Origin of the sequence: Yoonia sp. BS5-3, assembly GCF_038069655.2 — a bacterium.
GTDB classification, from domain to species: domain Bacteria; phylum Pseudomonadota; class Alphaproteobacteria; order Rhodobacterales; family Rhodobacteraceae; genus Yoonia; species Yoonia phaeophyticola.
Map to the genome: position 1 here is coordinate 683,311 of NZ_CP150951.2, position 24,083 is coordinate 707,393.

Sequence of the window (24,083 nt, forward strand, 5' to 3'; positions counted from 1 at the left end):
TCGGCGCAACGACGCAAGAGCATAACAGAAGTGAATAGCCAATGGCCCCGGGCCGCGATACACAATACACCAAGTCAACGAAAGAACGATCAACGATGCCATTAGGGGCTGAAAAGTTGCGATGGGCGCCGCTTGCAGCAATGCTTCTGCTATGCGCAAGCAGCCTACAAGCGCAGGAGGTTCGGCTTGTCGCCGAAAACGCGCGTGACACGCTCAACAGCGCCTCTTTGCTACGCGCTCTTGAAGATGATGCCGATCCGCAGGATTACGTGGCCGCCGCACGCGCCGATTATCGGCGCTTGCTGACTGCGCTTTATGCCGAAGGCTATTACGGCGGCACCATCTCGATCACAGTGGACGGGGTTGAGGCAGCCAATATCGCACCGCTTGACGCGCCTTCGGTAATCAATGAGGTCATCATCACAGTCGCACCCGGCGTCAGGTTCACCTTTGGGGATGTCAGCGTCACGCCCCTTGCACCGGGTAGCAGCTTGCCAGAAACCCTGGGACCACGTGAAACAGCAGAATCCGATGTGATCCAAAGCGCTGTCAGCGGCAGTGTCAGCAGTTGGCGCGATCTGGGCTATGCCAAGGCGCGGGTCAGCGCACAGTCGATCACCGCACGACATGACGCAGCAAAACTGGATGTCGCCGTGACCCTGACACCCGGCCCCCAACTAACCTTTGGCGCGCTCAACATCAGCGGCAACGAAGATGTGCGCACCGACCGCATTTTGGAAATCGCAGGGCTGCCGACAGGCGAAACCTATTCACCCGATGAGATCGATACCGCCGAAAACAGGCTGCGGCGCACAGGAGCATTTTCAAGCGTTTCCATGACCGAGGCCGACGAAATCGGGACCGGTAACACGCTTGATATCAAAGCACAAATCGCCGAAGCGAAACCAAGACGCATTGGAGTCGGTATTGAATTGTCCAGCATTGAAGGGCTAACTTTATCTTCGTTCTGGCTGCACCGGAACTGGCTCGGAGGGGCCGAACAGTTCCGGATCGATGGTGAAATCGCCGGGATCGGGGGCGAGACAGGCGGGGTCGATTATTCGCTTGGCGCCAGCTTTAACCGGCCCGCCACCTTTGGAGCAGACACCGATTTCTTCATCAATGGCGAAATATCCCGCGAAGACGAACCTGATTATCTGCTTGATAAGATCGAGGCTGAGATCGGGCTCAGCCGGATCCTCACCGAACACCTGACCGTCAGCGGCGGTGTGGGCCTGCTGACGGCCTATGAGGAAAGCGACCTGGGCACACGCGAATATACACTACTGACCCTGCCGCTTGATGCGACCTATGACAGACGGGATTCCAGCACGAACGCCAAAAACGGCTTTTATGTCGACAGTGAGCTAACACCGTTTGTCAGCCTGTTGGGCGATGATGTGAACGGCGCGCGGTCTTTTACTGATATCCGGGGCTATTATAGCTTTGGGGAAAGTCAGGGGGTAACATTTGCTGCTCGTGGACAGATTGGCAGTGTGCTGGGTGCAGGCATTGACGAAGCGCCTGCTGACTTTCTGTTTTATTCGGGCGGCGGCGGCACTGTACGGGGGCAAGCCTATAACTCACTGGGCATCGACAGCGTCGACGGGACCGAAACGATCACAACCGGCGGGACCTCTTTCGCGGGTTTGCAGCTTGAAGCGCGGGTACAAATCCGTGAAAAAATCTCGCTTGTTGGTTTTTATGACATCGGGGCCGTGGCTGATAGCGAACTGGCTTTTGATACCGACAATTGGCACGCCGGGGCAGGGTTCGGGCTGCGCTATGAGACCGGGATCGGACCATTGCGGCTTGATCTTGGAACACAAGCCAGCGGCGATGACGCAGGCGAAGACCTGCAAGTCTATATCGGGATAGGACAGGCATTTTGATGCGGCGGATCATCATAGGTATAGTGGCACTTTGGCCGGTTTCAGGCCTGGCACAAAGCCAGGAGGAGGACGACCAGGGCTACCTGACTAACCTGATCGAAGAGAACCTGACCGGTGCTGGACGCGAAGTAGATATACGCGGGTTTGAAGGGGCGCTTAGCTCGCAGGCAACGATGGATTCGCTAACGGTCGCAGATAGCGAAGGCGTTTGGCTGACGCTCGAAGATGTGGTGCTCAGCTGGAACCGCAGCGCCCTTTTGCGCGGTGCGATTGATGTGGAAGAGCTAAGCGCAGCACGGATCATCGTCGCCCGCGCCCCTGTTTCCGAAGACAGCGGCCCCTCGCCCGAGGCACAGCCATTCTCGCTGCCCGAATTGCCCGTCAGTATTTCGCTAGGCGTGCTGAATATCGAAGATATCTCTCTTGGCGCGGAGTTTCTGGGCGAAGAGCTCAACTTCAGCCTCTCGGGGGCAGCCGAGCTAAGCGGCGGCGAAGGATCTGCGAATATCGTCGCTGAACGGCTGGGCGAACAGCAGGGCCGGTTTGAAATTGACGGCTCTTATGTCAATGAAACCAAAACCTTGGGCATATTGCTGGACGTGGCCGAAGGGCCGGACGGGATCGCGGCCAATCTAATCGGCCTACCTGGTAATCCAGCTATTGGTATGACGATCGAAGGAAATGCGCCACTCGATGATTTTGCTGCGACCCTATCAATTGCAACAGACCGACAAGACCGGCTCAGCGGGAATTTTGCCCTGACCGAAACAGATGGTGAGCGGGTAATTGCATTGGATGTGGGCGGGGATATCTCACCTTTGTTTGAGCCCGAATACCAAGGCTTTTTTGGCAATGATGCCCAATTGGCCGCCCGGGTGGTTCAGACAACCGACGGGCGGATCGACATTCCCACTATTGAATTGGACGCAGGCCGGGTCGCACTGTCTGGGGCGATCCAGATTGGCGCACAAGGGTGGCCGGAACTGATCGATTTGACTGGCGGGATTACGGCCCTTGGCAACGCCCCTGTGCTGCTTCCGCTGACCGGGCCGCAAACCTATGTGGACGGCATGGATTTGGCGATCAGCTATGATGCCAGTGTTTCCGAAGACTGGCAGGCCGATATCACCATCGATCAATTTGACAGACCCGGCCTCGGGATTGATCAGCTGAGCCTGCAAGGGGGCGGTTTGCTACGCCCCGGCGAAGGGGCCGATATTGGTGAGGTAACAGTCAACCTGCGCTATGCGGCCGAAGGGCTGCAACTGGACGATGCGGGCGCCGCCGAAGCCTTTGGTGACACAATCGAGGGCGTCTTCGAAGCCGCGCGCACCGAGGGCGAAGCGACGCGTATTTCACGCCTAACCTTGACCGGTGCCGGGATTGAAAGCAGCGCAGAGGCGACAATCGTGGGGGCAAGCAGCGGCTTTCAAACCAGCGCCGCTTTGAACATGCAGGTGACTGGGCTTGAAAGGTTCTCAACCCTGATCGGACAAGAGATCAGCGGCGCAGCTGAGCTGGGCGTCCTTGCACAGACGACGCCGCTTGATGGGCTGTTCAACATCGTTGTGACGGGTCAAACCAATGATCTGTCTGTCGGTGTAACGCAGGCCGACGCGGTGTTGGCAGGTACAGGCACAATATCGGCGGCAGCAATACGCGACACCGAGGGCACCCGGCTGGAAACGCTCCGGATTGAAACCGATGCGGCCACCATCACGGCAGATGGGGAACTGACCAGCAATGGTAGCGATGGAACGCTGGATGCGCGGCTAAACGATTTGGATATCGTGCTATCCGGCCTGCGCGGCCCCGCGACAATCGCGGGCGAAGTGACACAGTCCGGCGATGGGGTGATCAGCTTTCAGCTTGACGGCACCGGGCCCGCCACCCGTTTTGAAACCAGCGGCACGGCGACCCCGGCAGAAACAGGCCAGACAATCGCCGCTCAGGTCAGTGCTGATATCAGCGATCTCAGCCGCTACGCAATGCTGGCGGACAGACCGCTGAGCGGTGCAACACGACTTGAGATCGGCGGCACGCTGGAAACAGATGGGCTGCTTTTCGATCTGGATGTGACCGGCGCAACGCAAGATATCGTCACCGGGATCGACAGGGCCGATCCTTTTCTGGCAGGCACGGGCCGATTGGCTGCCGGTGTCGCCCGCAGCGATGCGCAGCAATTTCAAATCAGCGGGCTCGGCCTGCAAACGCCCGCTATCAGCATTGCAGGCGGTGCCGATCTGGACTTCAGCGCCGGCCAGCAGGCCGATCTGGATATCCGGATCAATGATGCAGGTCTTTTGGACCCAAGCCTGTCTGGGCCGATCACCCTGTCGCTCGAAGGGGCGCCTGGATCCGATGACGCAACCGAAACGGCTCTGCGGATCAACGGGCCAGATACAGCCGTCAGCTTTGATGGCACGATCGGCGGGCCAAGCAGCGGTTACCTAATCAGCGGCGATCTGACGGCCGAGGCCGCGGATTTGGGCACCTATGCCAGTCTTATTGGGCAGCCGCTTGACGGCGGCGTGTCATTGACCGCATCAGGCGAAGCACAACCTGATCTCAGCCTCTTTGATGCGCAAATCAGCCTGCAAAGCCAGGATCTTGCGATTGGAAACAGCACGGTTGATCCGCTTCTGGCCGGGACAGGACGGATCAATGCCAGCATCGGCCAGACCGAAGACGGGTTGGCCGTACGCACGCTTGAGATTTCGACCCCAGAAATATCCATCGTGGGTGCGCTGAACGGGGCAGCAGGCCATGGGCAAGGACGGTTTAACGCCAGCCTGCGGGATGTCGGGGTGCTGACAGATCAGATCAGCGGCCCGATTCGGGCAACAGGTAGCGCGTCATTGGATGAGAATGGCAATTGGGGCCTTGATGCAACTGGTACTGGACCCGGCGGGCTTGGGGCGCAGGTCGCAGGGCAAGTCGGGGCTGACGGAACGCTGAATATTGATATCGACGGCAGCGCACCACTGGCGCTGGCCAATAATGCAATTGATCCACGGCGGCTAAGCGGGCAGGCCAATTTTGATCTTGGTATCAACGGACCGGCAGCGCTGACATCGCTTGGTGGACAAATTACATTCAGCAATGGGCGGTTGGCCGCCCCCAGCCTCGGCGAGGCGCTGACAGACATCACTGGGCAAATCGGGCTAAACGGGGGGACCGCACAAATCGATCTGGACACGCGGGTGGAAAGCGGCGGATCGATCAGTATCGACGGGCCGGTGTCGCTGACTGGCACAAATGATGCTGATATCACGGTCGATATCAATGATGTGGTTTTGCAAGACCCTGAACTTTATACAAGTTCCATCGATGGAACAGTAACGATCATCGGGGCGCTACAAGGCGGAGCGCGCGTACGCGGACGGCTAACCCTTGGGGAAACCGATGTCAGGGTGCCGTCTTCCAGCATCAGCACCTTGGGCGATTTGCCTGATGTGACTCATATCGGAGCGGGAACGCCAGTGCGGCAAACGCTTTCGCGCGCTGGCGTGCTGGGGCAAAGCAGCTCTGGCAGTGGGGGAGCAGGTGGCAGTCAAGACTATCCGCTGGATATCCGGATCAGCGCGCCTTCACGGATCTTCATCCGGGGACGCGGGCTTGATGCGGAATTGGGCGGCGAGCTGACGATCGGTGGCACATCATCAAATGTTATCCCCGTTGGGGAATTTGCGCTAGTCCGCGGACGGCTTGACATACTACAACAACGGTTCGATCTGGACGAAGGGATCGTCACGCTGCAAGGGGATTTCGAACCCTATTTGCGGCTTGTAGCCACGACCGAAACCGAAAACGGAACAACCATCAGCATCATTATCGAAGGCCCTGCGAGCGAGCCCGAAGTCACCTTTGAATCCAGTCCGCAACTGCCGCAAGATGAAGTCTTGTCGCAATTGATCTTTGGCCGTGATCTGGATAGTATCAGCCCGCTGCAAGCGGTGCAGCTGGCCTCGGCGATCAGTACTTTGGCCGGACGGGGCGGCGGCGCACTGGATCGGCTACGCGAAAGCGTCGGTCTTGATGATTTCGATGTCACCACCGATGATGAAGGGGAAACTGAATTACGGGCCGGTAAATACCTGTCAGACAATGTCTATACCGATGTGACCGTCGGCTCTGACGGCGGCACCGAAATCAATCTCAACCTCGATATTACTGACGAAATCACGGCAAAGGGCAGCGTCGATCAGGATGGCGAAACCGGGATCGGGCTGTTTTTTGAACGGGATTATTAAGGCAAATTAGACATGCCCACAAAGTCCCAGCGTCGCCAGCCTTGTTCGGATTAGGTCGCTGAAGTGAATTATCGGCGTATCGGGACATGACCGAGAATGATACAATTGCAAACGGGGCTACGCATTGACCAAGCTCCTAGGGCGATCGTGACACGAGTGCGCCCTTCGCTGTATCGTCATTTGCCCAGATTTGCCACGCCCCATTTCTACATCCGGCTGCGCCACAGGTCACCAGCTTGTTTTCGTTTGCTGACAGCCCTTGGTTGCGGCACATAGGATTGTGGCGCTGCCGTTCTTTGCCTGACCGGCGCATATGCAGACCGTTTGAGATATGCATAAGTCGCACCTGCCGCTTGGATGCTTTGCATCCATATCAAAGCGAAGACCGCAAGGATGTAAAAATAGACAGCATCCCAATTTAGCGCCCCTGTCCATCGATCAAAGAGGGGGTTTTGTCCGTTGACCCGCATCGTTTCCAGCCGGTCACCTAGGTCGAACATCTCCGCTACGGTGCTGAGCCCCCAGTATAGCGCCAACAGTGACCCTGCAGAGGCCAGCACAACAAGCAGGAGTGGCACAAAGCTGGTTCCTGCCCCGTTGAAAGGCGTGTGACGTCCCCCCGCTGGATCAACTCCGACAGCCGCGCCGCCCATTGCGCCAAGCATCATTGCGCGCGCAATCGCCACCGGCCCAAAGATACTGGCGAAAGCAAGTGCGGGCGTCTGCCAGTCTTCCCCATCATAGGCGACCTGTTGAATATTTGCGAAAGGGTCAGCCCAGTTCACGTCAAAGCCACTGGCTATCCAAACAAAACCGACAACGACCCAAAGAAGGCTGATCAGAAGGCATTCCACAATACCGTACAATAGGACGCTCCCGACGAGGCCAGAGGCCCTATCGTCTCTGGGCCGCCCCTTGATCTGCAGCCCAAGCCGGGTGCCGATGATCACAGCAATCAGAGAAAAGGACGTCAGACCTAACGGGCCCCCGATCGCAAATCCGATCAACGGATTAACGACCATCGCGATCATCATAATCACCCCGAAAATCAGGCCTAATAACAAGCTGTAAAGAAAAATAATGGGGAACATCAACAACAGGGGAAACACAATACCAAGAGACAGAACAAGCGAACGTATCAATAAAAGCAAGACGCACCTCTTCTATAAAAATCCAACGAATTGATCACAAATAAGTGAAATCAATGGGTTTGCGGGTTTTACCTAGATAGAGTGTTCGTCTTCGCAATACCGAGACGGAACAAAAGTTCATGTTTTGCAAAAACTTGGCGGGTTTCGGCAAATAGCCGCTTATTTTTCGCCTTTAATACCCCATTGCGCAGCCGTCTTTGCGTGGATCACTACCCCCTTCCAGCACGCCATCTTCGTGTAGCAGGATGGCTTGAGCCCCCCAATTGCTGTTTGCGGGGTTTGCACGTTGTGGCCAAGGTCGCTGAGTTCTGCGCGCACGCTCTCGCTATAGCCAGTTTCCACGTTCAACACGTCCCCTTCGGCAAAGCATCGCGGCGCATCCATGGCAGCTTGCGGGCTAAGCCCGAAATCGCAAATGTTGGTCACGAAACGCGCGTGCCCTGTGGATTGGTATTGCCCGCCCATGACGCCGAAAGGCATCAGCACCTCGCACTGCTTTTTCAGCATTGCGGGGATGATCGTGTGCATGGGACGCTTGCCGGGGCCGACCTCATTCGGATGCCCCTGTTCCAGGGTGAACCCCGCGCCCCGGTTCTGGAACAACACCCCGAATTTATCCGATGCGATCCCGGACCCGAAGCTGTGGAAGACCGAATAGATCAAAGACACGCACATCCGGTCTTTGTCCACGACGGTGATGTAGATCGTGTCTTTATGCACCGCTTCCGCCCCCGGCACCGCGCCCGGCATCGCTTTACCCGGGTCGATCAGCGCGGCCAGCTTGGCGGCTGTTTCCGGTGCCGTCATATGATCGAGCCGCGTCATGTGGTCCGGATCTGCCAGGAACCGGTTGCGCGCGTTATAGGCCAGCTTGGTCGCCTCGGCCTCAATATGGGCGCGCTGGGTGCCCCATGGATCCATGTCCGCGATGTCAAAATGTTTGAGCATGTTCAACAGTAGGATCGCCGTGGCACCCTGCCCGTTGGGTGGATGCTCAAACAGGTCCACTCCGCCATAGTCCCCGGTGATTGGCGTGGTGTAGTCGCAGCGCGTGTTCGCAAAATCGTCCAGCGTGTGGCAGCCGCCCAGCGCGCGCAGACTGTTGACCATGTCTTCGGCCACTTCGCCTTCGTAGAAACCGGCCCGGTCCTCCATCCCGATTTCGCGCAACACCTTGGCCTGCCCCGGTGCCCTAAAGATTTGCCCCGGCGTCGGGGCGGCGCCATTCATCAAAAACAAATCACGCGCATGGCCCGAGAGGTTCCCCGTGGCTTGCCCCCAGTCAGAGGCCACCCGTTCGGCCACGGGCACCCCGGCCTCGGCATAGTGGATCGCAGGAGCGAGGATCGATTTGAGCCCGATTTTTCCCCAGTCTTTGGAGAGCGTGCAAAAGGCATCAACCGCGCCAGGGATGCTGATAGCGTCCACTGAATAGGGCGCGATGGTATCGCCTTTCGCCCGCAGTGCCTCTGCATCGATGCCTGCGGGTGCCCGGCCTGATCCGTTCAGCGCCATGACCTCATCCGACCCAGGCGGCGTGAACAGCACAAAGCAATCCCCGCCGATCCCAGTCATTTGCGGCTCACAAAACCCCAAGAGCACCGCACCTGCGATGGCCGCATCCATGGCGTTTCCCCCAGCCTCAAGCATTTGCACGGCGGTTTTGGCCGCAAGCGGGTGTGACGTGGCGCACATGCCGTTGGTCGCATAGACCGCCGAGCGACCGGGTTTGTGGAAATCACGCATGGGATGTGACCTTTCTTGATGATCCGTTGAAATCTAGGCGCTTTGTTGGGCAGTGCAATGCAAATCTATGCTATTGTCTTTGTGTCAGGCGCACGTAGCCTGCGGTTACGTGGAAAGGGAGGAATCACATATGCCGGATGTCTTTATTCAAGGCGCAGCCCGAACCCCGATGGGCGGGTTTCAGGGTGTATTCGCGGATGTTGATGCCCCCACTTTGGGCGGTGCGGCCATCAAAGCCGCCATGGAGGGGGCCGGTGTCAAAACCGTGGACGAGGTCTTGATGGGCTGCGTTTTGCCCGCGGGCCAAGGCCAGGCCCCTGCCCGGCAGGCGAGCTTTCTGGCGGGCTTGGGCGAGGAGATGCCTGCCACGACCCTGAATAAGATGTGCGGCTCTGGCATGAAAACGGCCATGATGGCTTTTGACCAGATCGCCCTTGGGGGTGCGCGCGCCATGATCGCCGGCGGCATGGAGAGCATGACCAACGCGCCTTACCTGATGCCCAAACTGCGCGGCGGCGCCCGGATTGGCCATCAAGAGGTGCAGGATTCGATGTTTTTGGACGGGCTGGAGGATGCGTATGACAAGGGCCGCCTGATGGGCACCTTTGCCGAAGATTGCGCCGAAAAGTTCCAATTTACTCGGGACGCGCAGGATCAATACGCGATTGGATCGCTTGATAACGCCCTGGCGGCAGAACGCTCGGGCGCTTTTGATGCCGAAATTACCCCAGTCACCGTCCATGCCCGTACCGGCGAAGAGGTGATTACCCGCGATGAGCAGCCCGGCAAGGCCCGCCCCGAAAAGATCCCCACATTGCGCCCTGCATTTCGCAAAGACGGCACTGTGACCGCCGCCAATGCCTCAAGCATCTCAGACGGGGCGGCGGCGTTGGTTTTGTCTGCGCAAGGGGGCCGCGCCCGGATCTTGGGCCATGCCAGCCACGCCCAGGCCCCCGGTTGGTTCACCACCGCCCCTGTGCCTGCCGCCCAAAAACTGCTGGCCAAAATTGGCTGGTCCGTCGATCAGGTTGATCTGTGGGAAGTGAACGAGGCCTTTGCGGTGGTTCCCATGGCCTTCATGCACGAGATGGGCATCCCCCGCGATATCGTGAACGTCAATGGCGGCGCTTGCGCTTTGGGGCACCCCATCGGCGCTTCGGGCACACGGATCATTGTCACCTTGCTGAACGCCCTCGAAACACGCGGGCTACAGCGCGGTGTCGCTGCTATCTGCATCGGCGGGGGCGAAGGCACCGCCATCGCGATTGAGTTGGTTTAGTGGATCCCGATATGACGCGATTTGATCTGATATTGCTCCGTTTGATTTGCTTGGTCGTACTGATCATCCCTGGGCCTGGGTACGCGCAAGACGCACCCTTGCCCACCTGCCGCTCGGTGTTGTCCGCCCAAACCTATGAAGACCGATTTGGTCCGACCGATTTTGATAGTGCGAACGATGACTGTGCGATCAACTGGGTTCAGAACGGTCGTCTGATGCGCCTGCGTTGGTCGCCTGCAGATCATACTCGTTTTGAGTTTATTGATGACGGGCCGCGCGTCTTATTTGCGCAGCGCCCACCCCATCTGATTGATATCGATCAGGATGGCTGGCTGGATGTCGCAGTCTTTTCCCTTCTTGGCATGGTCAATGGGGATTATGACATTCTACGCTATGACCCCGACAGCGCGGGTTTTGACTATTTCGGTACGTTAAATGGCGCCCAATTTATCCGCGAGCCGGACGGTTATGTTGTTGGCGTCGGCCGAAGCTCTGCCGCATCCAGCGGTGTTGATATTTTCAACCAAGGTTCGGATGGGTTCAAGCGGGCCGCAACCTTGTATGTGGATGCTGGCCAGCCAACGGGGCCAAATGGCGCAGCCAAATGTCAGGTAACCGTCGACGGCCTGCAAATGACTAATCCCTCCCCGACCCAAGTCACGGAGATTTTCCCAGAAAACCCAGATCTGATTTCGGCATATTGCGCCCTTTACGATGGCCCTACCCCAACCGGCACAAGGCTGGACGCAGAGAGTTCTGATCCGCTGATCGTCCCAGATGGCACCGTATTTTACTGCCAATTGTCCGGTACAAACAAAGCCGTCACTGTCACCCGCAATGCAACCGGGTACACTTATGCCTTTGGCCCGGTGGATGGCCCGCCAGAATTAGAAATGAACCACCCCTTTGATCAGGTGGACGTCCTGCCTGATAATGGTGCTGGCTCGAGCCGCTTTGGTGAGATCACATTCCTGAACGGGGCTTATCGCTATACTGTTACTTATGGATATCAGCTTTACGATGATGCAGGCCAGTTGCGTGATATCGATGAGACCTTTTCCCGCACACTGGTTGTGACGGAGGGCGATGACGTCGCCAACCCGGTCTTTAAACGCACCTGCGACCCGATCCGCGCGGCAGATCTGATTGCGTTTCTAGATCGATCATAGCACATCTGCACTGACATCATTTCAGGAGCCATCATGCGGGTTGACTATGAGTACCTAGCGAAAACGATCGCCGCATTGACCGACAGTGAAACCGATCAGGTGGCGCTGATGGCCACAATCGTCTGCGAGGTCCATCACAGCGATGATCGGTTTGACTGGACCGGTTTTTACCGGGTTGTCGCCCCCGAACTTTTGAAAATCGGCCCCTATCAAGGCGGGCATGGGTGTTTGGTGATTCCCTTTTCGCGCGGCGTCTGCGGTGCTGCCGCCCGCACCCGCGAGGTCCAATTGGTCCCCGATGTTGACGCCTTTCCCGGCCATATCGCCTGCGCCAGCAGCACTAAATCAGAACTGGTTCTACCGGTGTTTGATTCCTGCGGTACGGTTATTGGCGTTTTTGATATCGACAGTGACCAGCCCGACGCCTTTGATGAGACCGATGCCGCCGCTTTATCAGCCATTTTATGCGCGGCTTTTCAGCAATAGTTCAAAAATGCTCGCTTTCCGCGCCACGTTGCGAAAAAATGATTTGCGATCTGCCGATCTTGGCGGCAGTGTGAAAATTAGCGGGAATATTTCATGGAACTTTCATGCTGGATTCGATCATGAATGGGCAGACGCTGGGGGCTGACATCAGGGCCTTGCGCAAGGCACGTGGCATGACATTGCTCGCCTTGGCCGAAGCAATGGGCCGGTCCGTGGGATGGCTGAGCCAGGTTGAGCGTGACATGTCCACCCCTGCCATTTCCGATCTGGGAAAGATGGCGGCGCTTTTGGATGTTGATGTCTCAAGTCTGTTGCAAACCGGCACCGCCCCCGGCGAGGAAGGTCTGATCGTCCGCGCCGATGCCCGCCGCCCTATTGGCAGCCGTACCGCCGGTCTGGTTGAGGGCTTGCTTTCGCCCGACCTGACCGATGATTTTGAAGTGATCCACTGTCATTTTGACGCGGGAACAGAAATCACAACCCCTTTGACCCGTCCCACCCAGGAGGTGGGCTATATCGTCAAGGGCCGCTTTCAACTGACTGTCGCAGACAAGAGCTTTAAACTATCATCAGGCGACAGTTTTCGCCTCCGCGGTGAGCCGTTTTTATGGTCTGTTCCCTACGCCCATCCCTGCGAGATCATCTGGGTGATCTCTCCCCCGGTTTATTGAGAGACTGTCCCAATGCTGACCGGACACGACATATACGCCGTTCTGGTCGCCGCCCTCTGCGATCATGCGATCTGCATGACCTTGGCCACACCCGATTTCACTGCTGATACCAGCGCTTACGATCACATCCCGGATGATGCCACGCATATCCCAGACTAAAGAAAGCAGAAACCATGGCTGAATTTCCAACAACCGCGCGCGTTGTCATTATTGGTGGTGGTGTTGTGGGTGTATCCACGCTCTACCATCTGGCTAAGAAAGGCTGGACCGATTGTGTCTTGCTGGAAAAGAACGAATTGACCGCCGGATCAACTTGGCATGCGGCGGGCAACTGCCCGTCGTTCAGCACATCGTGGGCCGTCATGAACATGCAGCGCTATTCGCTGGAACTGTACAAGGGATTGGCCGAAGAGGTTGATTACCCGATGAATTACCATGTCACCGGGTCCATCCGTCTGGCCCATTCCAAAGAGCGCATGCAGGAATTTTCTCGCGCCATGGGCATGGGTAATTATCAGGGTCTGAACCTGAAACTGATGACTCCCGATGAAGCCCAAGAGATGTATCCGTTTCTGGAAACCCATGATCTGGAAGGCACCCTTTATGATCCTGATGATGGTGATATTGACCCGGCACAACTGACCCAGGCCCTGGCCAAAGGGGCACGCCAGATGGGTGCCAAGATCGAACGGTTTTGTTCTGCCACTGGCGTCACTCAGCACCCCAATGGCACTTGGACCGTTCATACCGAAAAGGGTGATATTGACTGCGAAAAGGTCGTCAATGCTGGCGGATATTACGCCCAGCGCATTGGTGAATGGTTCAAACCTTATGGCGGCCGCACAGTACCCATGGTCACGATGTCCCACCAGTATTTCCTGACCGAAGAAATCCCAGAGCTGAAAGCCTGGACCGAGGAAAAGGGTCATAAGGTCCCGCTTTTGCGTGATGTTGATAGCTCTTACTACCTGCGTCAGGATAAGAACGGTCTGAACCTTGGCCCATATGAGCGCAACTGCAAGGCCCATTGGGTCACTCCCGATGATCCGCAGCCTGATGACTTCAGCTTTCAGCTGTATCCGGACGATCTGGAACGTCTAGAATGGTATATTGAGGATGCGATGGCCCGTGTGCCGCTTTTGGGCACTGCAGGTGTTGGTCGCGTCATTAACGGCCCAATTCCCTATGCCCCGGACGGCCTGCCCTTGATCGGCCCAATGCCCGGCGTCAAGAATGCCTATGAGGCTTGCGTCTTTACCTTTGGCATCACCCAAGGCGGCGGTGCCGGGAAGGTGGCTGCCGAATGGATTGTCGATGGTCAGACCGAATGGGATATGTGGGCCTGTGACCCCCGCCGCTATACCGATTACACCGACTTCGACTATTGCCATCAAAAGGCCCTAGAAACCTATGGTCATGAATATGGCATGCACTTCCCGCATAAGGCCTGGCCTGCGGGCCGCGACAAAAAACTGTCGCCCGTGAATGACCGTATCCGTGCGATGGGTGGCCAGATGGGGGCTTATAACGGTTGGGAACGTGCCAATTGGTTTGCCAAGGACGGGGACGACACCTCGATCGCGGCGACCGAGACGTGGGAGCGTAAGGGCCCCTGGACCCCGCGCGTCAAAGAGGAAGTGGCCGCTGTCCGTGATGCGGCGGGTATTCTGGATTTGCCAGGCTTTTCCCGTTACCGCCTGAAAGGTGAAGGGGCGGCCGAATTCCTGCGTGGTCTTTGTACCGGCGGTATTCCGAAAGTGGGCCGGATTAACCTGCTGTATTTCGCCGATGAACGGGGCCGCATCCTGACCGAGATGTCGGCGATGCGCCTGGACGACGATTCATTTTTCCTGATCACCGCAGCTGCTGCCCAATGGCATGATTTTGAATGGTTGCGCGATCATATACCCGCTGATGCAGCCTTTACGCTGGACGATGTGACCACCGCCTTTTCCTGCCACATCCTCACCGGACCGAAATCGCGCGCTATTCTGGCCGATTGTTCGGATGCGGATCTGAGCCTGGGTTGGTTGACCCATCAGTCTGCGCAGATCGATGGGACCTGGGTCCAACTGGTTCGCGTGTCTTTTGCTGGTGAGCTGGGCTGGGAAATCCATTCGCAAGTGGCCGACACCCCAAAGGTATATGACGCCGTCATGGCAGCTGGTGCGGCCCACGGCCTGCAACCCTTTGGGATGTTTGCCCTGGAATCCATGCGATTGGAAAAAGGCTATCGCGCGTGGAAGGGTGATCTAAGCACCGATTACACGGTCTTGCAGGGCGGTTTGGACCGCTTCGTCAAGCTGGACAAACCGCAGGATTTCCCAGGCAAGGCCGCCATCTTGTCCGAAAAGCAATCGGGTGTGACCAAGCGCTTTGCCACGCTGACATTAGACAATCCTGGCGCGGCAGATGCCCCTTATATGTCAACCATCTGGATCGGCGATGATGTCGTCGGCGAGACGACATCGGGCGGTTGGGGCTACCGGGTGGACAAATCCATTGCCCTTGCCATGATCCGCGCCGATCTGGCCACACCGGGCACCAAGCTGGATATTGAAATCTACGGCGAACGTTTTGCGGCCACGGTGCAAGAAGACCAACCGCTGTGGGACCCCGAAAACGAACGCATTCGCGCATGACCCAAATTACCTTAATGGATGGCGGTTTGGGTCAGGAACTGGTCCGCCGCGCAAGCGACAAGCCGACCAACCTGTGGTCGACCCAAGTGATGATCGATCACCCCGGCTTGGTCGCCGCCGTCCATCGCGATTATCGCGAGGCAGGTGCCCGGGTGCATGTGGCCAATACATATGCGTTGCATCGCGACAGGCTGACAGACACCCCCCACGCGGATCAGTTTGAGGCGCTGCATGATATGGCGCTGCGCGAAGTCCGCAGCGTTTGCGTGGGCCATGGGCGCATCGCAGGATCGCTCGGGCCGCTGATTGCATCCTACCGACCTGATTTACATCCGCCCCACGATGAAGCGGTGCAGCTTTACGCCGAGGTCACAGCGCTCTTGGCCCCGCATGTGGATGTTGTGATCGGGGAAACCATCGCATCGGTCGCCCATGCAAGGGCCGTGCTTGAAGCCGCTCTGCCCTTTGGCAAACCCGTGTGGCTCTCGATGACGGTGCAAGACGGCGATGGCAGCAAGCTGCGGTCAGGAGAGGACTTGTCAGAGGTCTTGAGCCTGGCAGGCGATGGGGCTGCGGCCCTCTTGGCCAATTGCGCCCCGCCCGAGACCATGGCGACCGCCGTTAATATCTTGGCAACGGGTGACCTGCCCTTTGGGGCCTTCGCCAATGGCTTCACCCATATCGCGGATGATTTCCTGAAAGACAAACCAACGGTCGATGCCCTATCCGCCCGCCAAGACCTGACGCCAGAGGCCTATGCCAAATTTGCGTTAGGTTGGATTGATCAAGGCGCAACAATCGTGGGCGGCTGCTGCGAAGTTGGCCCCGCACATATCGCGGCGCTTGCAAAAGCAATCACCGATGCGGGCCACCGGATCAATTAGATGCATAAGACCCCCACGACATTTGATATCTTTGTTGCCGATGGTTTCGTTCTAACCGAACTGGCCGGTGTTGTTGATGTATTGCGCGTCACAAACCGGATCAGTGGTGCCCCCATATTCAAATGGCAATACCGGTCCGCCAACGGGGGGCCCGTGTCGACGGTTTGTGATGCGATGATCATGACCACACCGGCCCCATCCCGGCCAGAGGCGGATTATCTGTTTGTGCTTGGCAATACAAACCCAGAGTGCAACCAACTCTTGCCCGCGCTACCCAGTTACACGAGCCGCCAATCCTGTGTTGTTCTGCTGTCAGAGGCCGCAAGCCGCTATATCACCGAAACGGGCACGGACCGCCATCGGCATACAACACATTGGGAAAACCGAACGGTTTTGCTGGAAACGCACGGATTGCATGACACCAAAGCCGCACTGGTCGTCGATAGCGGCCCTGTCATTACCGCGGCGGGTATGGAAGCCACCTTTGATCTGACACTGTCGATTGCGAACCGTCATGTCTCATCCGCTGTCATGATGACCGTCGCGGATGTGCTGTTACATGAACATATCCGTCATCATAACACGCTGCAGCCCTTCTCGGGTCGTTCGGTGATGGCCACTGGTGACCGGATGGTTGATCAGGCCATTGCCCTGATGCAAGCCAATATCGAATTCCCATTGCCCATCGCGCAAATCGCGGATCAAACGCAGCTCTCCAAACGCTCGTTAGAGCGTAAATTCAACCGTCTGTTAGGTGCAACGCCCAATGGGTATTACCGCGAATTGCGCCTGAACAAGGCCAATAACCTGCTGCTGAACACCGATATGCGGATCAATGAAATCGGGCTAGCTTGCGGCTTTCCCAGTGGTTTCACGACGATCTATCGCGACACCTTCGGCATGACTCCAAACGCGGCCCGCAAACGAGGCCGTTTGAAATGACACATTCCTCCTGCGCACCGGCCCCCGTCCGGCCGCAGCCCTCTGAAAGGACGAATTCTTATGGCAACGATCCCCGCTTCAGCCCGTGTTGTGATCATTGGTGGCGGCGTTATTGGCTGTTCGGTCGCATATCATCTGGCCAAGCTTGGTTGGAAAGACGTGGTATTACTGGAACGCAAACAGCTCACCTCAGGCACCACATGGCACGCTGCTGGGCTGATCGCGCAACTGCGTGCCACGGCCAATATGACCAAGCTCGCGAAATATTCCCAAGAGCTATACGGCAATCTGGAGACCGAAACAGGCGTGGCCACAGGGTTTAAGCGTTGCGGGTCCATCACCGTGGCCCTGACCGAAGAGCGCCGCGAAGAAATTTACCGCCAAGCTGGGATGGCCCGCGCCTTTGGTGTTGAGGTCGAAGAGATCTCGCCCACGGAAGTCAAAAACCGCTATGAGCATCTGAATATCGATGGTGTCACTGCCGGTGTGTATCTGCCCCGTGATGGGCAAGGTGATCCGGCCAATATCGCGCTGGCGCTGGCCAAAGGGGCACGCCAAAACGGCGCTGTGGTGGCGGAACGAACCAAGGTCACCGGCATCAACCGTGATGGCCGCAGGGTGACCTCTGTCGATTGGGCTGCAGGTAATGAAACCGGCACGATTGCTTGCGATATGATCGTCAATTGCGCCGGAATGTGGGGCCATGAAGTCGGACGCATGGCGGGCGTGAATGTCCCGCTGCATGCCTGCGAGCATTTCTATATTGTGACCGAAGCGATCAAGGGGCTGACCCAGATGCCCGTGCTGCGGGTGCCCGACGAATGCGCCTATTACAAAGAAGATGCGGGCAAAATGCTGCTCGGTGCCTTTGAACCGACCGCCAAGCCCTGGGCGATGAACGGGATCCCTGAGGATTTTGAATTCGACCAACTGCCCGAGGATTTCGACCATTTTGAACCCATCCTAGAGGCCGCCGTGGAACGGCTGCCCATGCTCGCCGACGCGGGCATTCACACGTTCTTTAATGGCCCCGAAAGCTTTACCCCTGACGACGCCTATCACCTCGGTTTGGCACCTGAGATGGACAACGTCTGGGTGGCTGCTGGCTTTAACTCCATCGGGATTCAATCGGCTGGTGGCGCGGGCATGGCCCTGTCGCAATGGATGGATGCGGGCGAGAAACCTTTTGATTTGGGCGATGTCGATATCAGCCGGATGCAACCGTTTCAGGGCAACAAAACCTATCTGTTTGAACGGTCAAAGGAAACGTTGGGGCTGCTTTATGCTGACCATTTCCCTTTCCGTCAAAAGGCCACGGCCCGGGGAATCAGGCGGACCCCATTCCATCAGCATCTGTTGGACAATGGCGCGGTGATGGGCGAACTGGCCGGTTGGGAGCGCGCCAATTGGTTTGCAAATGACGGCCAGACGCCTGCTTATGAATATTCATGGAAACGGCAAAATTTCTTTGGCAATGTCGCTGCCGAGGTCAACGCGATCCGTACCAATGTGGGCATGTATGACATGTCGTCTTTCGGGAAAATCCGTGTCGAAGGCCGCGATGCAATGGCCTTTATGAACTATGTCGGCGGTGGCGAATACGACGTGCCGGTGGGCAAGATCGTCTATACCCAATTCCTGAACGCCAAGGCCGGGATCGAAGCGGATGTGACCGTCACCCGCCTATCTGAAACCTGCTATCTGGTTGTGACCCCCGCGGCGACCCGGTTGGCCGATCAGGTGTGGATGCAGCGTCATATCGGCAATTTCAACGTGGTGATCACCGATGTCACCGCAGGCGAAGGCGTGCTGGCCGTCATGGGGCCAAATGCGCGCGCACTTTTGCAGAAAGTCTCACCCGCTGATTTTTCCAATGATCACAATCCGTTTGGCACCGCCCAAGAGATTGAGATCGGGATGGGTATGGCCCGGGTCCACCGGGTAACTTACGTGGGTGAATTGGGCTGGGAGGTCTATGTCGCGACCGACATGGCCGCCCACGTTTTTGAGACGCTGCATGCCGCGGGCCAGGACATGGACCTGAAACTCTGCGGCATGCATATGATGGATGCCGCCCGGATGGAAAAAGGGTTCCGGCATTTCGGGCATGATATCACGGCGGAGGACCATGTGCTTGAGGCTGGGCTTGGCTTTGCGGTGAAGAGAGACAAGCCCGATTTTATCGGGCGTGACGCGGTTTTGCGCAAACGCGATGCCGGGTTAGACCGGCGCCTGGTTCAATTCAAGCTGACAGACCCCGAACCGCTGCTCTACCATAATGAGCCGATCCTGCGCGACGGCATGGTGGTAGGCTACCTGACATCGGGTGGCTTTGGCCACCATTTAGGGGCCGCGGTTGGCATGGGCTATGTGCCCTGCACAGCACCTGGTGAGCCCGTCACCGATATGCTTGCCAGCACATATGAGATTGATGTGATGGGGACAAAAGTAAGAGCCGAAGCCCAGTTAAAACCCTTTTATGATCCAACGGGCACGCGCGCGAAGGACTAGTTTATCCGCGCCGTCGATTTTGCCTTTTGCTGCACTGTTGCGATCAAAACCTGCTCTTGAACAGGTTTTGACAGCGCCGCGGCATCTGGGAAACGCGCTCGTGCACTGTCGCAGCCGGCATTTCCGGAATGAAAGATGATGGGAATACGGGCTTGTGCCAGCCGTTCAGCTGCCGGGAACACTTCACCATCGGGCAGCCGAATATCCAAAATAGCGGCGGCGTAATCAGCCTCGCAATACTTAAGCGCATCGCGCAGAGAACTTGCGGTCGTAACATGCGCGCCAGCGTTTTCCAGACTTGCTTTAAGATCGAGCAGGATCAGCACGTCATCTTCGACCAAGAGAATATTTAGCCCATCAAGCACTGTACATGGCCCTTTTTCCAGAATCGATCCCGGTGCAGGTTTGTGACACAGCAACCCATGGTTGTGCAAATCGATATTTGCCTTGGCCTACCCCTGATCCAAGGGGCAGGCCTTTTGTCGCGTTAAGGCTTGCCGTTCTGAAGTGGCCCCAGAGCGTTCAGCCCCTTGAGGATGTCAATGGCATAAGCCAGCTGATAGTCATCCTCACGCAGTTGAGCGGCCGCTTCTGCACGCGCCCTGTCTTCTTCGATCTGCCGGATTTCATCCTCGGACAGGCTATCATTATCAAGCGAGCCACGCAGCCCTGCTTCGGTACGCTGACGGGGTGCATCCTCGTCCTCACCATCAAGCGCCGCATCAGTCGGACGCGGCTGTTCAACGATGATATCGGGTGAAATGCCAAGCGCCTGGATCGAGCGGCCAGATGGCGTGTAGTAACGAGCTGTTGTCAGACGCATCGCCCCGTCCCCTTGGACAGGCAACACCGTCTGGACCGAGCCTTTGCCAAATGAATTGGTCCCGACCACAATCGCGCGCCGGTGATCCTGAAGCGCACCAGCCACAATTTCAGAGGCAGATGCCGAACCGCCATTGATCAGCACAACAATCGGTTTGCCCTGCGCCAAATCACCCGGTGTTGCGTTAAACCGGTCGCCATCTACCGGGTCGCGCCCCCGGGTCGAGACAATCTCACCGGCGTCGAGAAAAGCGTCCGAGACAAAGATTGCCTGGTTCAGTAGTCCGCCAGGATTATTACGCAGATCAAGCACAATGCCGTCAACGTTATCGATCCCGCCTGCAGCTTCGATCTGTTCAGCAATCCCTTCCTCAAGATTGGGGAAGGTCTGTTCATTAAAAGTGGTCACGCGCAGAACAACGGCTTCGCCTTCTGTTCTGGACCGTACTGCAGTCAGTTTGATCGTGTCACGAATAATGGATACATCAAAGGGCTCGCTTTCGCCTTCGCGAACAACAGTGATGATGATTTCGGCTCCAACAGGGCCGCGCATCAATGTCACGGCCTCATCCAATGTCAGCCCAAGTACGCTTTCCCCGTCCACAGCTGTAATAAAATCACCGGCCAGAATGCCCGCCGCATCCGCAGGCGTGCCATCCATGGGCGAGACAACCTTTACCCAGCCTTCTTCCTGGGTCACTTCGATACCAAGGCCGCCAAATTCGCCAGTGGTGCTGATCCGCATTGCCGCCGCATCATCGGCAGAAAGATAGCTGGAATGCGGATCAAGAGATGTCAGCATACCGTTGATCGCAGCCTCGATCAGATCTTTATCGTCGACCTCTTCGACATATTCGGCACGGATGCGTTCAAAAATATCGCCAAACAGATCAAGCTGCTCATAGACATTGCTGTTCGCCCGCGCCTCTTGTGCGAGAAGTGGTCCCGCAATCTGGCTGGTCACACCAAGCCCAAGCACAGCGCCGCCCACAGCGGCCAAAATCATCTTTTTCATCATCTATCCTTGTCTACTCCAGCGCGAACCACCTATCGACGTTAATCGCAGATTGCCCGTCTCGCACCTCAAGATAAAGCGTTTGCTGCGCCTGAACCGTTAATGATCCCTCGTTTTCGGTCAAAATCCTGTCAACATCTGCCAAAAAACCAATTGGCGCCCCGACGGGCAGGATTTCGCCGGGCTGGACAAGCACCTTATCAAGCCCGACCAAAACAAACATCACATCGGCAGATGGCTCTAAAATCACCACCGTTCCATAGTCGAGCAAAGGCCCCTGAAACAGCACGGTTGCCCCGATCGGCGTCGTGACGAGCGCCTGCGGCGCCGCAGCAATCGTAACTCCCGGCCGGTTGGTCTGTGGCAAAACGATCCCAGCGACGGGCAATGCGAGTGACCCGGTTGGTACAACCGTTTCGCGCGCATCGGGTGCTTGCGCAGCAAGGCCGGTCGCAAAATCCGCGAGCGTTTCCGCACTTGCCAAAAGCAGAGCTGTTTGCAGCGGATCGGCGTCAAAACGGGTTGGTAAATCGACACGATCAGACACGGCCTGGCCAAGCGCAGTACGAGCGGCTTGCGCCCCTTCCAACCCCGACTGCAACATATCCACCCCTTCTTCACGCGCACCGCGCAATGTCGCAGCCTGGTCTAATTGCGTGCGCATAGCGGTCGCCTGAGCCTGCAACGCGGCTGCCATATCTGTCATCAGCATAGCAGCACGCGCTGATTGGGCGGCACCTTGCGGATGACTGAATGTCACCGGTCGCGGTGTCTGCGAAATCGCACTGAGTGCCCCAAGAAGTTGGGCGTGCTCCGCCTGCTGTAGTTCGAGCCTGTCTGCCAGCATGGCCTCTTGCAGGGCAATCTCGCGCAGTCCTGCGCGCATAGTAACCAGTCCAGCCTCGTAGGCCTGCACGGTTTCAGTCAGGGCCTCGATCCGGTCACGCCCCGTCTGGGCCTCTTCCAGCATCGCACGCGCCGCTTGTAATTGGGCCGCCGCATCCGTCGCCTCTTGCTGAGCGGCAAGCGGGCTTGCCAAACAAAGAAGAAGGGGCAGGATCTTCATGTGATCAAGCTGCGCCCGGTCATCTCGGGCGGCAGGTCAAGGCCCATCAAATCAAGGATGGTTGGGGCCAGATCAGCTAGTCGGCCATCACGCAGTTGCGCACCTTCTGGTCCACCCACCAAAGCAACGGGAACAGGGTTCAGCGTGTGGGCCGTGTGCGCCCCCCCCGTTTGAGGATCGATCATAGTTTCGCAGTTGCCGTGATCCGCCGTGACAATCATCGCACCACCTGCGGCTTTAAGCGCGCTCAAAACCGCGCCAAGCCCCTTATCAACAGCTTCGCACGCCTTTATCGCCGCGTCCAAATCACCCGTGTGGCCAACCATATCCGGGTTGGCATAGTTCGTTACGATTAGATCATAGCCCTCGCCAATCGCTTTGACGAAATTCTCGGTCACCTCACCGGCAGACATTTCCGGTTGCAGATCATAGGTGGCCACTTTGGGGGATGGGGCCATGTACCGATCTTCGCCATTTTCAGGCGTTTCAATTCCCCCATTCAGAAAGAAGGTTACATGCGGGTATTTCTCGGTTTCAGCAAGGCGGAACTGGCGTAGCCTGTGTTTCGCGACCCAAGCCCCTAATGTGTTTTGAATATCCCTTTTGGGAAAAACGGTTTCAAACCACTGATCATGGCGATCTGAATAGGTGACCATCCCCAATAGCGCCGCGAACTCAGGCTGCGTCCGAACGAAGCCATCAAAGCCTGGATCCGCAATCGCAGCCAGAATTTCCCGCGCCCGGTCGGAACGGAAATTCAAACAGAAGAGCCCGTCGCCCTTTGCATAACCAGCATAGTCCCCAATCACCGTGGCAGGGATAAATTCATCTGTGGTTCCGTCGGTATAGGCTGTGTCAATCGCAGCGCTCGGAGAGGTTGCCCGAGCGCCTTTCCCATTGACCATCGCATCATAGGCCGATTGCACTCGGTCCCATCGGTTATCACGATCCATCGCGAAATATCGGCCAATGACCGTCGCAATTTGCACGCCAGCGGGCAGCTTTTCTTTCAAATACCGCATAAACCCGTCGGCCGACGATGGGGCCACATCCCGCCCATCGGTAATAGCATGGATGGCCACGGGCACCCCGGCATCTCGCATCGCTATGGCCGCCGCAATGATATGGTCGACATGACCATGCACGCCCCCATCTGAAACAACACCGATAAGGTGGGCAGTGCCGCCGCTTTCTTTCATCGTGGTGACAAAAGCCTGCAATGCGGCAGCCTCAAAGAATGATCCATCCTCAATCGCCAATTCGATCTGGCCGAGATCCATGGCAACCACCCGGCCCGCGCCGATATTGGTATGGCCAACCTCAGAGTTGCCCATCTGGCCCTTGGGCAGCCCCGCATCATTGCCGTGGGTCAAAAGCTGCGCATGTGGGCCTTGCATCACTTGATCAAAATGTGGCGTATTGGCCAGTTTAGGCGCATTCGCGGTGTCATCATCGCGCAACCCCCAGCCGTCAAGAATGCATAAGACAACAGGTTTGGGGGCAGGCATGATGGCTTCCTTCTTTTACTTGATGCTGTCCTAACGCAATTGCGGA

16 protein-coding genes and 1 pseudogene are annotated in these 24,083 nt (G+C 57.2%); 11 read left to right on the top strand and 6 right to left on the bottom strand.

The features are described from left to right. The first annotated feature begins 140 nt into the window (after positions 1-140). Positions 141-1,892 carry an autotransporter assembly complex family protein gene (locus AABB29_RS03585; RefSeq protein WP_373636779.1) on the top strand — a complete coding sequence of 584 codons (1,752 nt, stop codon included), beginning with the start codon at positions 141-143 and terminating at the stop codon, positions 1,890-1,892. Continuing rightward, a complete protein-coding gene (locus tag AABB29_RS03590; RefSeq protein WP_341369006.1) occupies positions 1,892-6,145 on the top strand; it encodes a translocation/assembly module TamB domain-containing protein in 4,254 nt (1,417 codons plus the stop codon). Before AABB29_RS03585 ends, AABB29_RS03590 begins: the two co-directional genes overlap by 1 nt. A gap of 206 nt (positions 6,146-6,351) precedes the next feature. Here AABB29_RS03590 and AABB29_RS03595 read toward each other — a convergent pair whose 3' ends face one another. Beyond that, positions 6,352-7,179 (bottom strand): hypothetical protein, encoded by an 828-nt coding sequence (locus AABB29_RS03595; RefSeq protein ID WP_373636780.1) that lies wholly within the window; start codon positions 7,177-7,179, stop codon positions 6,352-6,354. Between the two features lie 289 nt (positions 7,180-7,468). After that, positions 7,469-9,042: pseudogene (locus AABB29_RS03600) on the bottom strand (gamma-glutamyltransferase family protein). A 130-nt stretch (positions 9,043-9,172) separates the two neighbouring features. Here AABB29_RS03600 and AABB29_RS03605 point away from each other — a divergent pair. The 9 genes from AABB29_RS03605 (at position 9,173) to AABB29_RS03645 (ending at position 19,626) form a co-directional block, all read left to right on the top strand. Beyond that, on the top strand, positions 9,173-10,321 hold the full coding sequence (locus AABB29_RS03605) for an acetyl-CoA C-acyltransferase (RefSeq protein WP_341368250.1): 1,149 nt from the start codon (positions 9,173-9,175) through the stop codon (positions 10,319-10,321). An 11-nt stretch (positions 10,322-10,332) separates the two neighbouring features. Next, positions 10,333-11,490, top strand: a complete 1,158-nt coding sequence (locus tag AABB29_RS03610) for a hypothetical protein (RefSeq protein WP_341368249.1) — start codon at positions 10,333-10,335, stop codon at positions 11,488-11,490. Between the two features lie 33 nt (positions 11,491-11,523). After that, positions 11,524-11,976 carry a GAF domain-containing protein gene (locus tag AABB29_RS03615; RefSeq protein WP_341368248.1) on the top strand — a complete coding sequence of 151 codons (453 nt, stop codon included), beginning with the start codon at positions 11,524-11,526 and terminating at the stop codon, positions 11,974-11,976. Between the two features lie 104 nt (positions 11,977-12,080). Continuing rightward, positions 12,081-12,647, top strand: coding sequence for a helix-turn-helix domain-containing protein (locus AABB29_RS03620; RefSeq protein ID WP_341368247.1), 567 nt, complete (start codon positions 12,081-12,083; stop codon positions 12,645-12,647). Positions 12,648-12,659: 12 nt separating this feature from the next. Continuing rightward, positions 12,660-12,806, top strand: coding sequence for a hypothetical protein (locus AABB29_RS03625; protein WP_341368246.1), 147 nt, complete (start codon positions 12,660-12,662; stop codon positions 12,804-12,806). Between the two features lie 14 nt (positions 12,807-12,820). Beyond that, positions 12,821-15,289 (top strand): FAD-dependent oxidoreductase, encoded by a 2,469-nt coding sequence (locus AABB29_RS03630; RefSeq protein WP_341368245.1) that lies wholly within the window; start codon positions 12,821-12,823, stop codon positions 15,287-15,289. Continuing rightward, positions 15,286-16,173 (top strand): homocysteine S-methyltransferase family protein, encoded by an 888-nt coding sequence (locus tag AABB29_RS03635; RefSeq protein WP_341368244.1) that lies wholly within the window; start codon positions 15,286-15,288, stop codon positions 16,171-16,173. The genes AABB29_RS03630 and AABB29_RS03635 overlap by 4 nt, the downstream gene beginning before the upstream one ends. Continuing rightward, positions 16,174-17,115 carry a helix-turn-helix domain-containing protein gene (locus AABB29_RS03640; protein ID WP_341368243.1) on the top strand — a complete coding sequence of 314 codons (942 nt, stop codon included), beginning with the start codon at positions 16,174-16,176 and terminating at the stop codon, positions 17,113-17,115. It begins immediately after the preceding gene. 60 nt (positions 17,116-17,175) lie between these two features. Further along, positions 17,176-19,626 carry an FAD-dependent oxidoreductase gene (locus AABB29_RS03645; protein ID WP_341368242.1) on the top strand — a complete coding sequence of 817 codons (2,451 nt, stop codon included), beginning with the start codon at positions 17,176-17,178 and terminating at the stop codon, positions 19,624-19,626. On the opposite strand, the gene AABB29_RS03650 is transcribed toward AABB29_RS03645, so the two are convergent. The 4 genes from AABB29_RS03650 to gpmI form a co-directional block, all read right to left on the bottom strand. Continuing rightward, positions 19,623-19,991, bottom strand: a complete 369-nt coding sequence (locus AABB29_RS03650; protein ID WP_341368241.1) for a response regulator — start codon at positions 19,989-19,991, stop codon at positions 19,623-19,625. The two genes, AABB29_RS03645 and AABB29_RS03650, sit on opposite strands and share 4 nt — an antisense overlap. 122 nt (positions 19,992-20,113) lie before the next feature. After that, complete coding sequence (locus AABB29_RS03655) at positions 20,114-21,463, bottom strand: S41 family peptidase (protein ID WP_341368240.1); 1,350 nt, start codon at positions 21,461-21,463, stop codon at positions 20,114-20,116. Positions 21,464-21,476: 13 nt separating this feature from the next. Next, a complete protein-coding gene (locus tag AABB29_RS03660) occupies positions 21,477-22,529 on the bottom strand; it encodes a peptidoglycan DD-metalloendopeptidase family protein (RefSeq protein ID WP_341368239.1) in 1,053 nt (350 codons plus the stop codon). Next, positions 22,526-24,037, bottom strand: a complete 1,512-nt coding sequence (gene gpmI, locus AABB29_RS03665; protein ID WP_373636781.1) for a 2,3-bisphosphoglycerate-independent phosphoglycerate mutase — start codon at positions 24,035-24,037, stop codon at positions 22,526-22,528. Before gpmI ends, AABB29_RS03660 begins: the two co-directional genes overlap by 4 nt. Between the last annotated feature and the right edge of the window lie 46 nt (positions 24,038-24,083).

Excerpts from the sequence above, each read along its gene's own strand:
- AABB29_RS03585 (WP_373636779.1), top strand. The coding sequence starts at position 141 with ATGCTTCTGCTATGCGCAAGCAGCCTACAAGCGCAGGAGGTTCGGCTT.
- AABB29_RS03590 (WP_341369006.1), top strand. The coding sequence starts at position 1,892 with ATGCGGCGGATCATCATAGGTATAGTGGCACTTTGGCCGGTTTCAGGC.
- AABB29_RS03595 (WP_373636780.1), bottom strand. The coding sequence starts at position 7,179 with ATGATGATCGCGATGGTCGTTAATCCGTTGATCGGATTTGCGATCGGG.
- AABB29_RS03605 (WP_341368250.1), top strand. The coding sequence starts at position 9,173 with ATGCCGGATGTCTTTATTCAAGGCGCAGCCCGAACCCCGATGGGCGGG.
- AABB29_RS03610 (WP_341368249.1), top strand. The coding sequence starts at position 10,333 with ATGACGCGATTTGATCTGATATTGCTCCGTTTGATTTGCTTGGTCGTA.
- AABB29_RS03615 (WP_341368248.1), top strand. The coding sequence starts at position 11,524 with ATGCGGGTTGACTATGAGTACCTAGCGAAAACGATCGCCGCATTGACC.
- AABB29_RS03620 (WP_341368247.1), top strand. The coding sequence starts at position 12,081 with ATGCTGGATTCGATCATGAATGGGCAGACGCTGGGGGCTGACATCAGG.
- AABB29_RS03625 (WP_341368246.1), top strand. The coding sequence starts at position 12,660 with ATGCTGACCGGACACGACATATACGCCGTTCTGGTCGCCGCCCTCTGC.
- AABB29_RS03630 (WP_341368245.1), top strand. The coding sequence starts at position 12,821 with ATGGCTGAATTTCCAACAACCGCGCGCGTTGTCATTATTGGTGGTGGT.
- AABB29_RS03635 (WP_341368244.1), top strand. The coding sequence starts at position 15,286 with ATGACCCAAATTACCTTAATGGATGGCGGTTTGGGTCAGGAACTGGTC.
- AABB29_RS03640 (WP_341368243.1), top strand. The coding sequence starts at position 16,174 with ATGCATAAGACCCCCACGACATTTGATATCTTTGTTGCCGATGGTTTC.
- AABB29_RS03645 (WP_341368242.1), top strand. The coding sequence starts at position 17,176 with ATGGCAACGATCCCCGCTTCAGCCCGTGTTGTGATCATTGGTGGCGGC.
- AABB29_RS03655 (WP_341368240.1), bottom strand. The coding sequence starts at position 21,463 with ATGAAAAAGATGATTTTGGCCGCTGTGGGCGGCGCTGTGCTTGGGCTT.
- AABB29_RS03660 (WP_341368239.1), bottom strand. The coding sequence starts at position 22,529 with ATGAAGATCCTGCCCCTTCTTCTTTGTTTGGCAAGCCCGCTTGCCGCT.
- gpmI (WP_373636781.1), bottom strand. The coding sequence starts at position 24,037 with ATGCCTGCCCCCAAACCTGTTGTCTTATGCATTCTTGACGGCTGGGGG.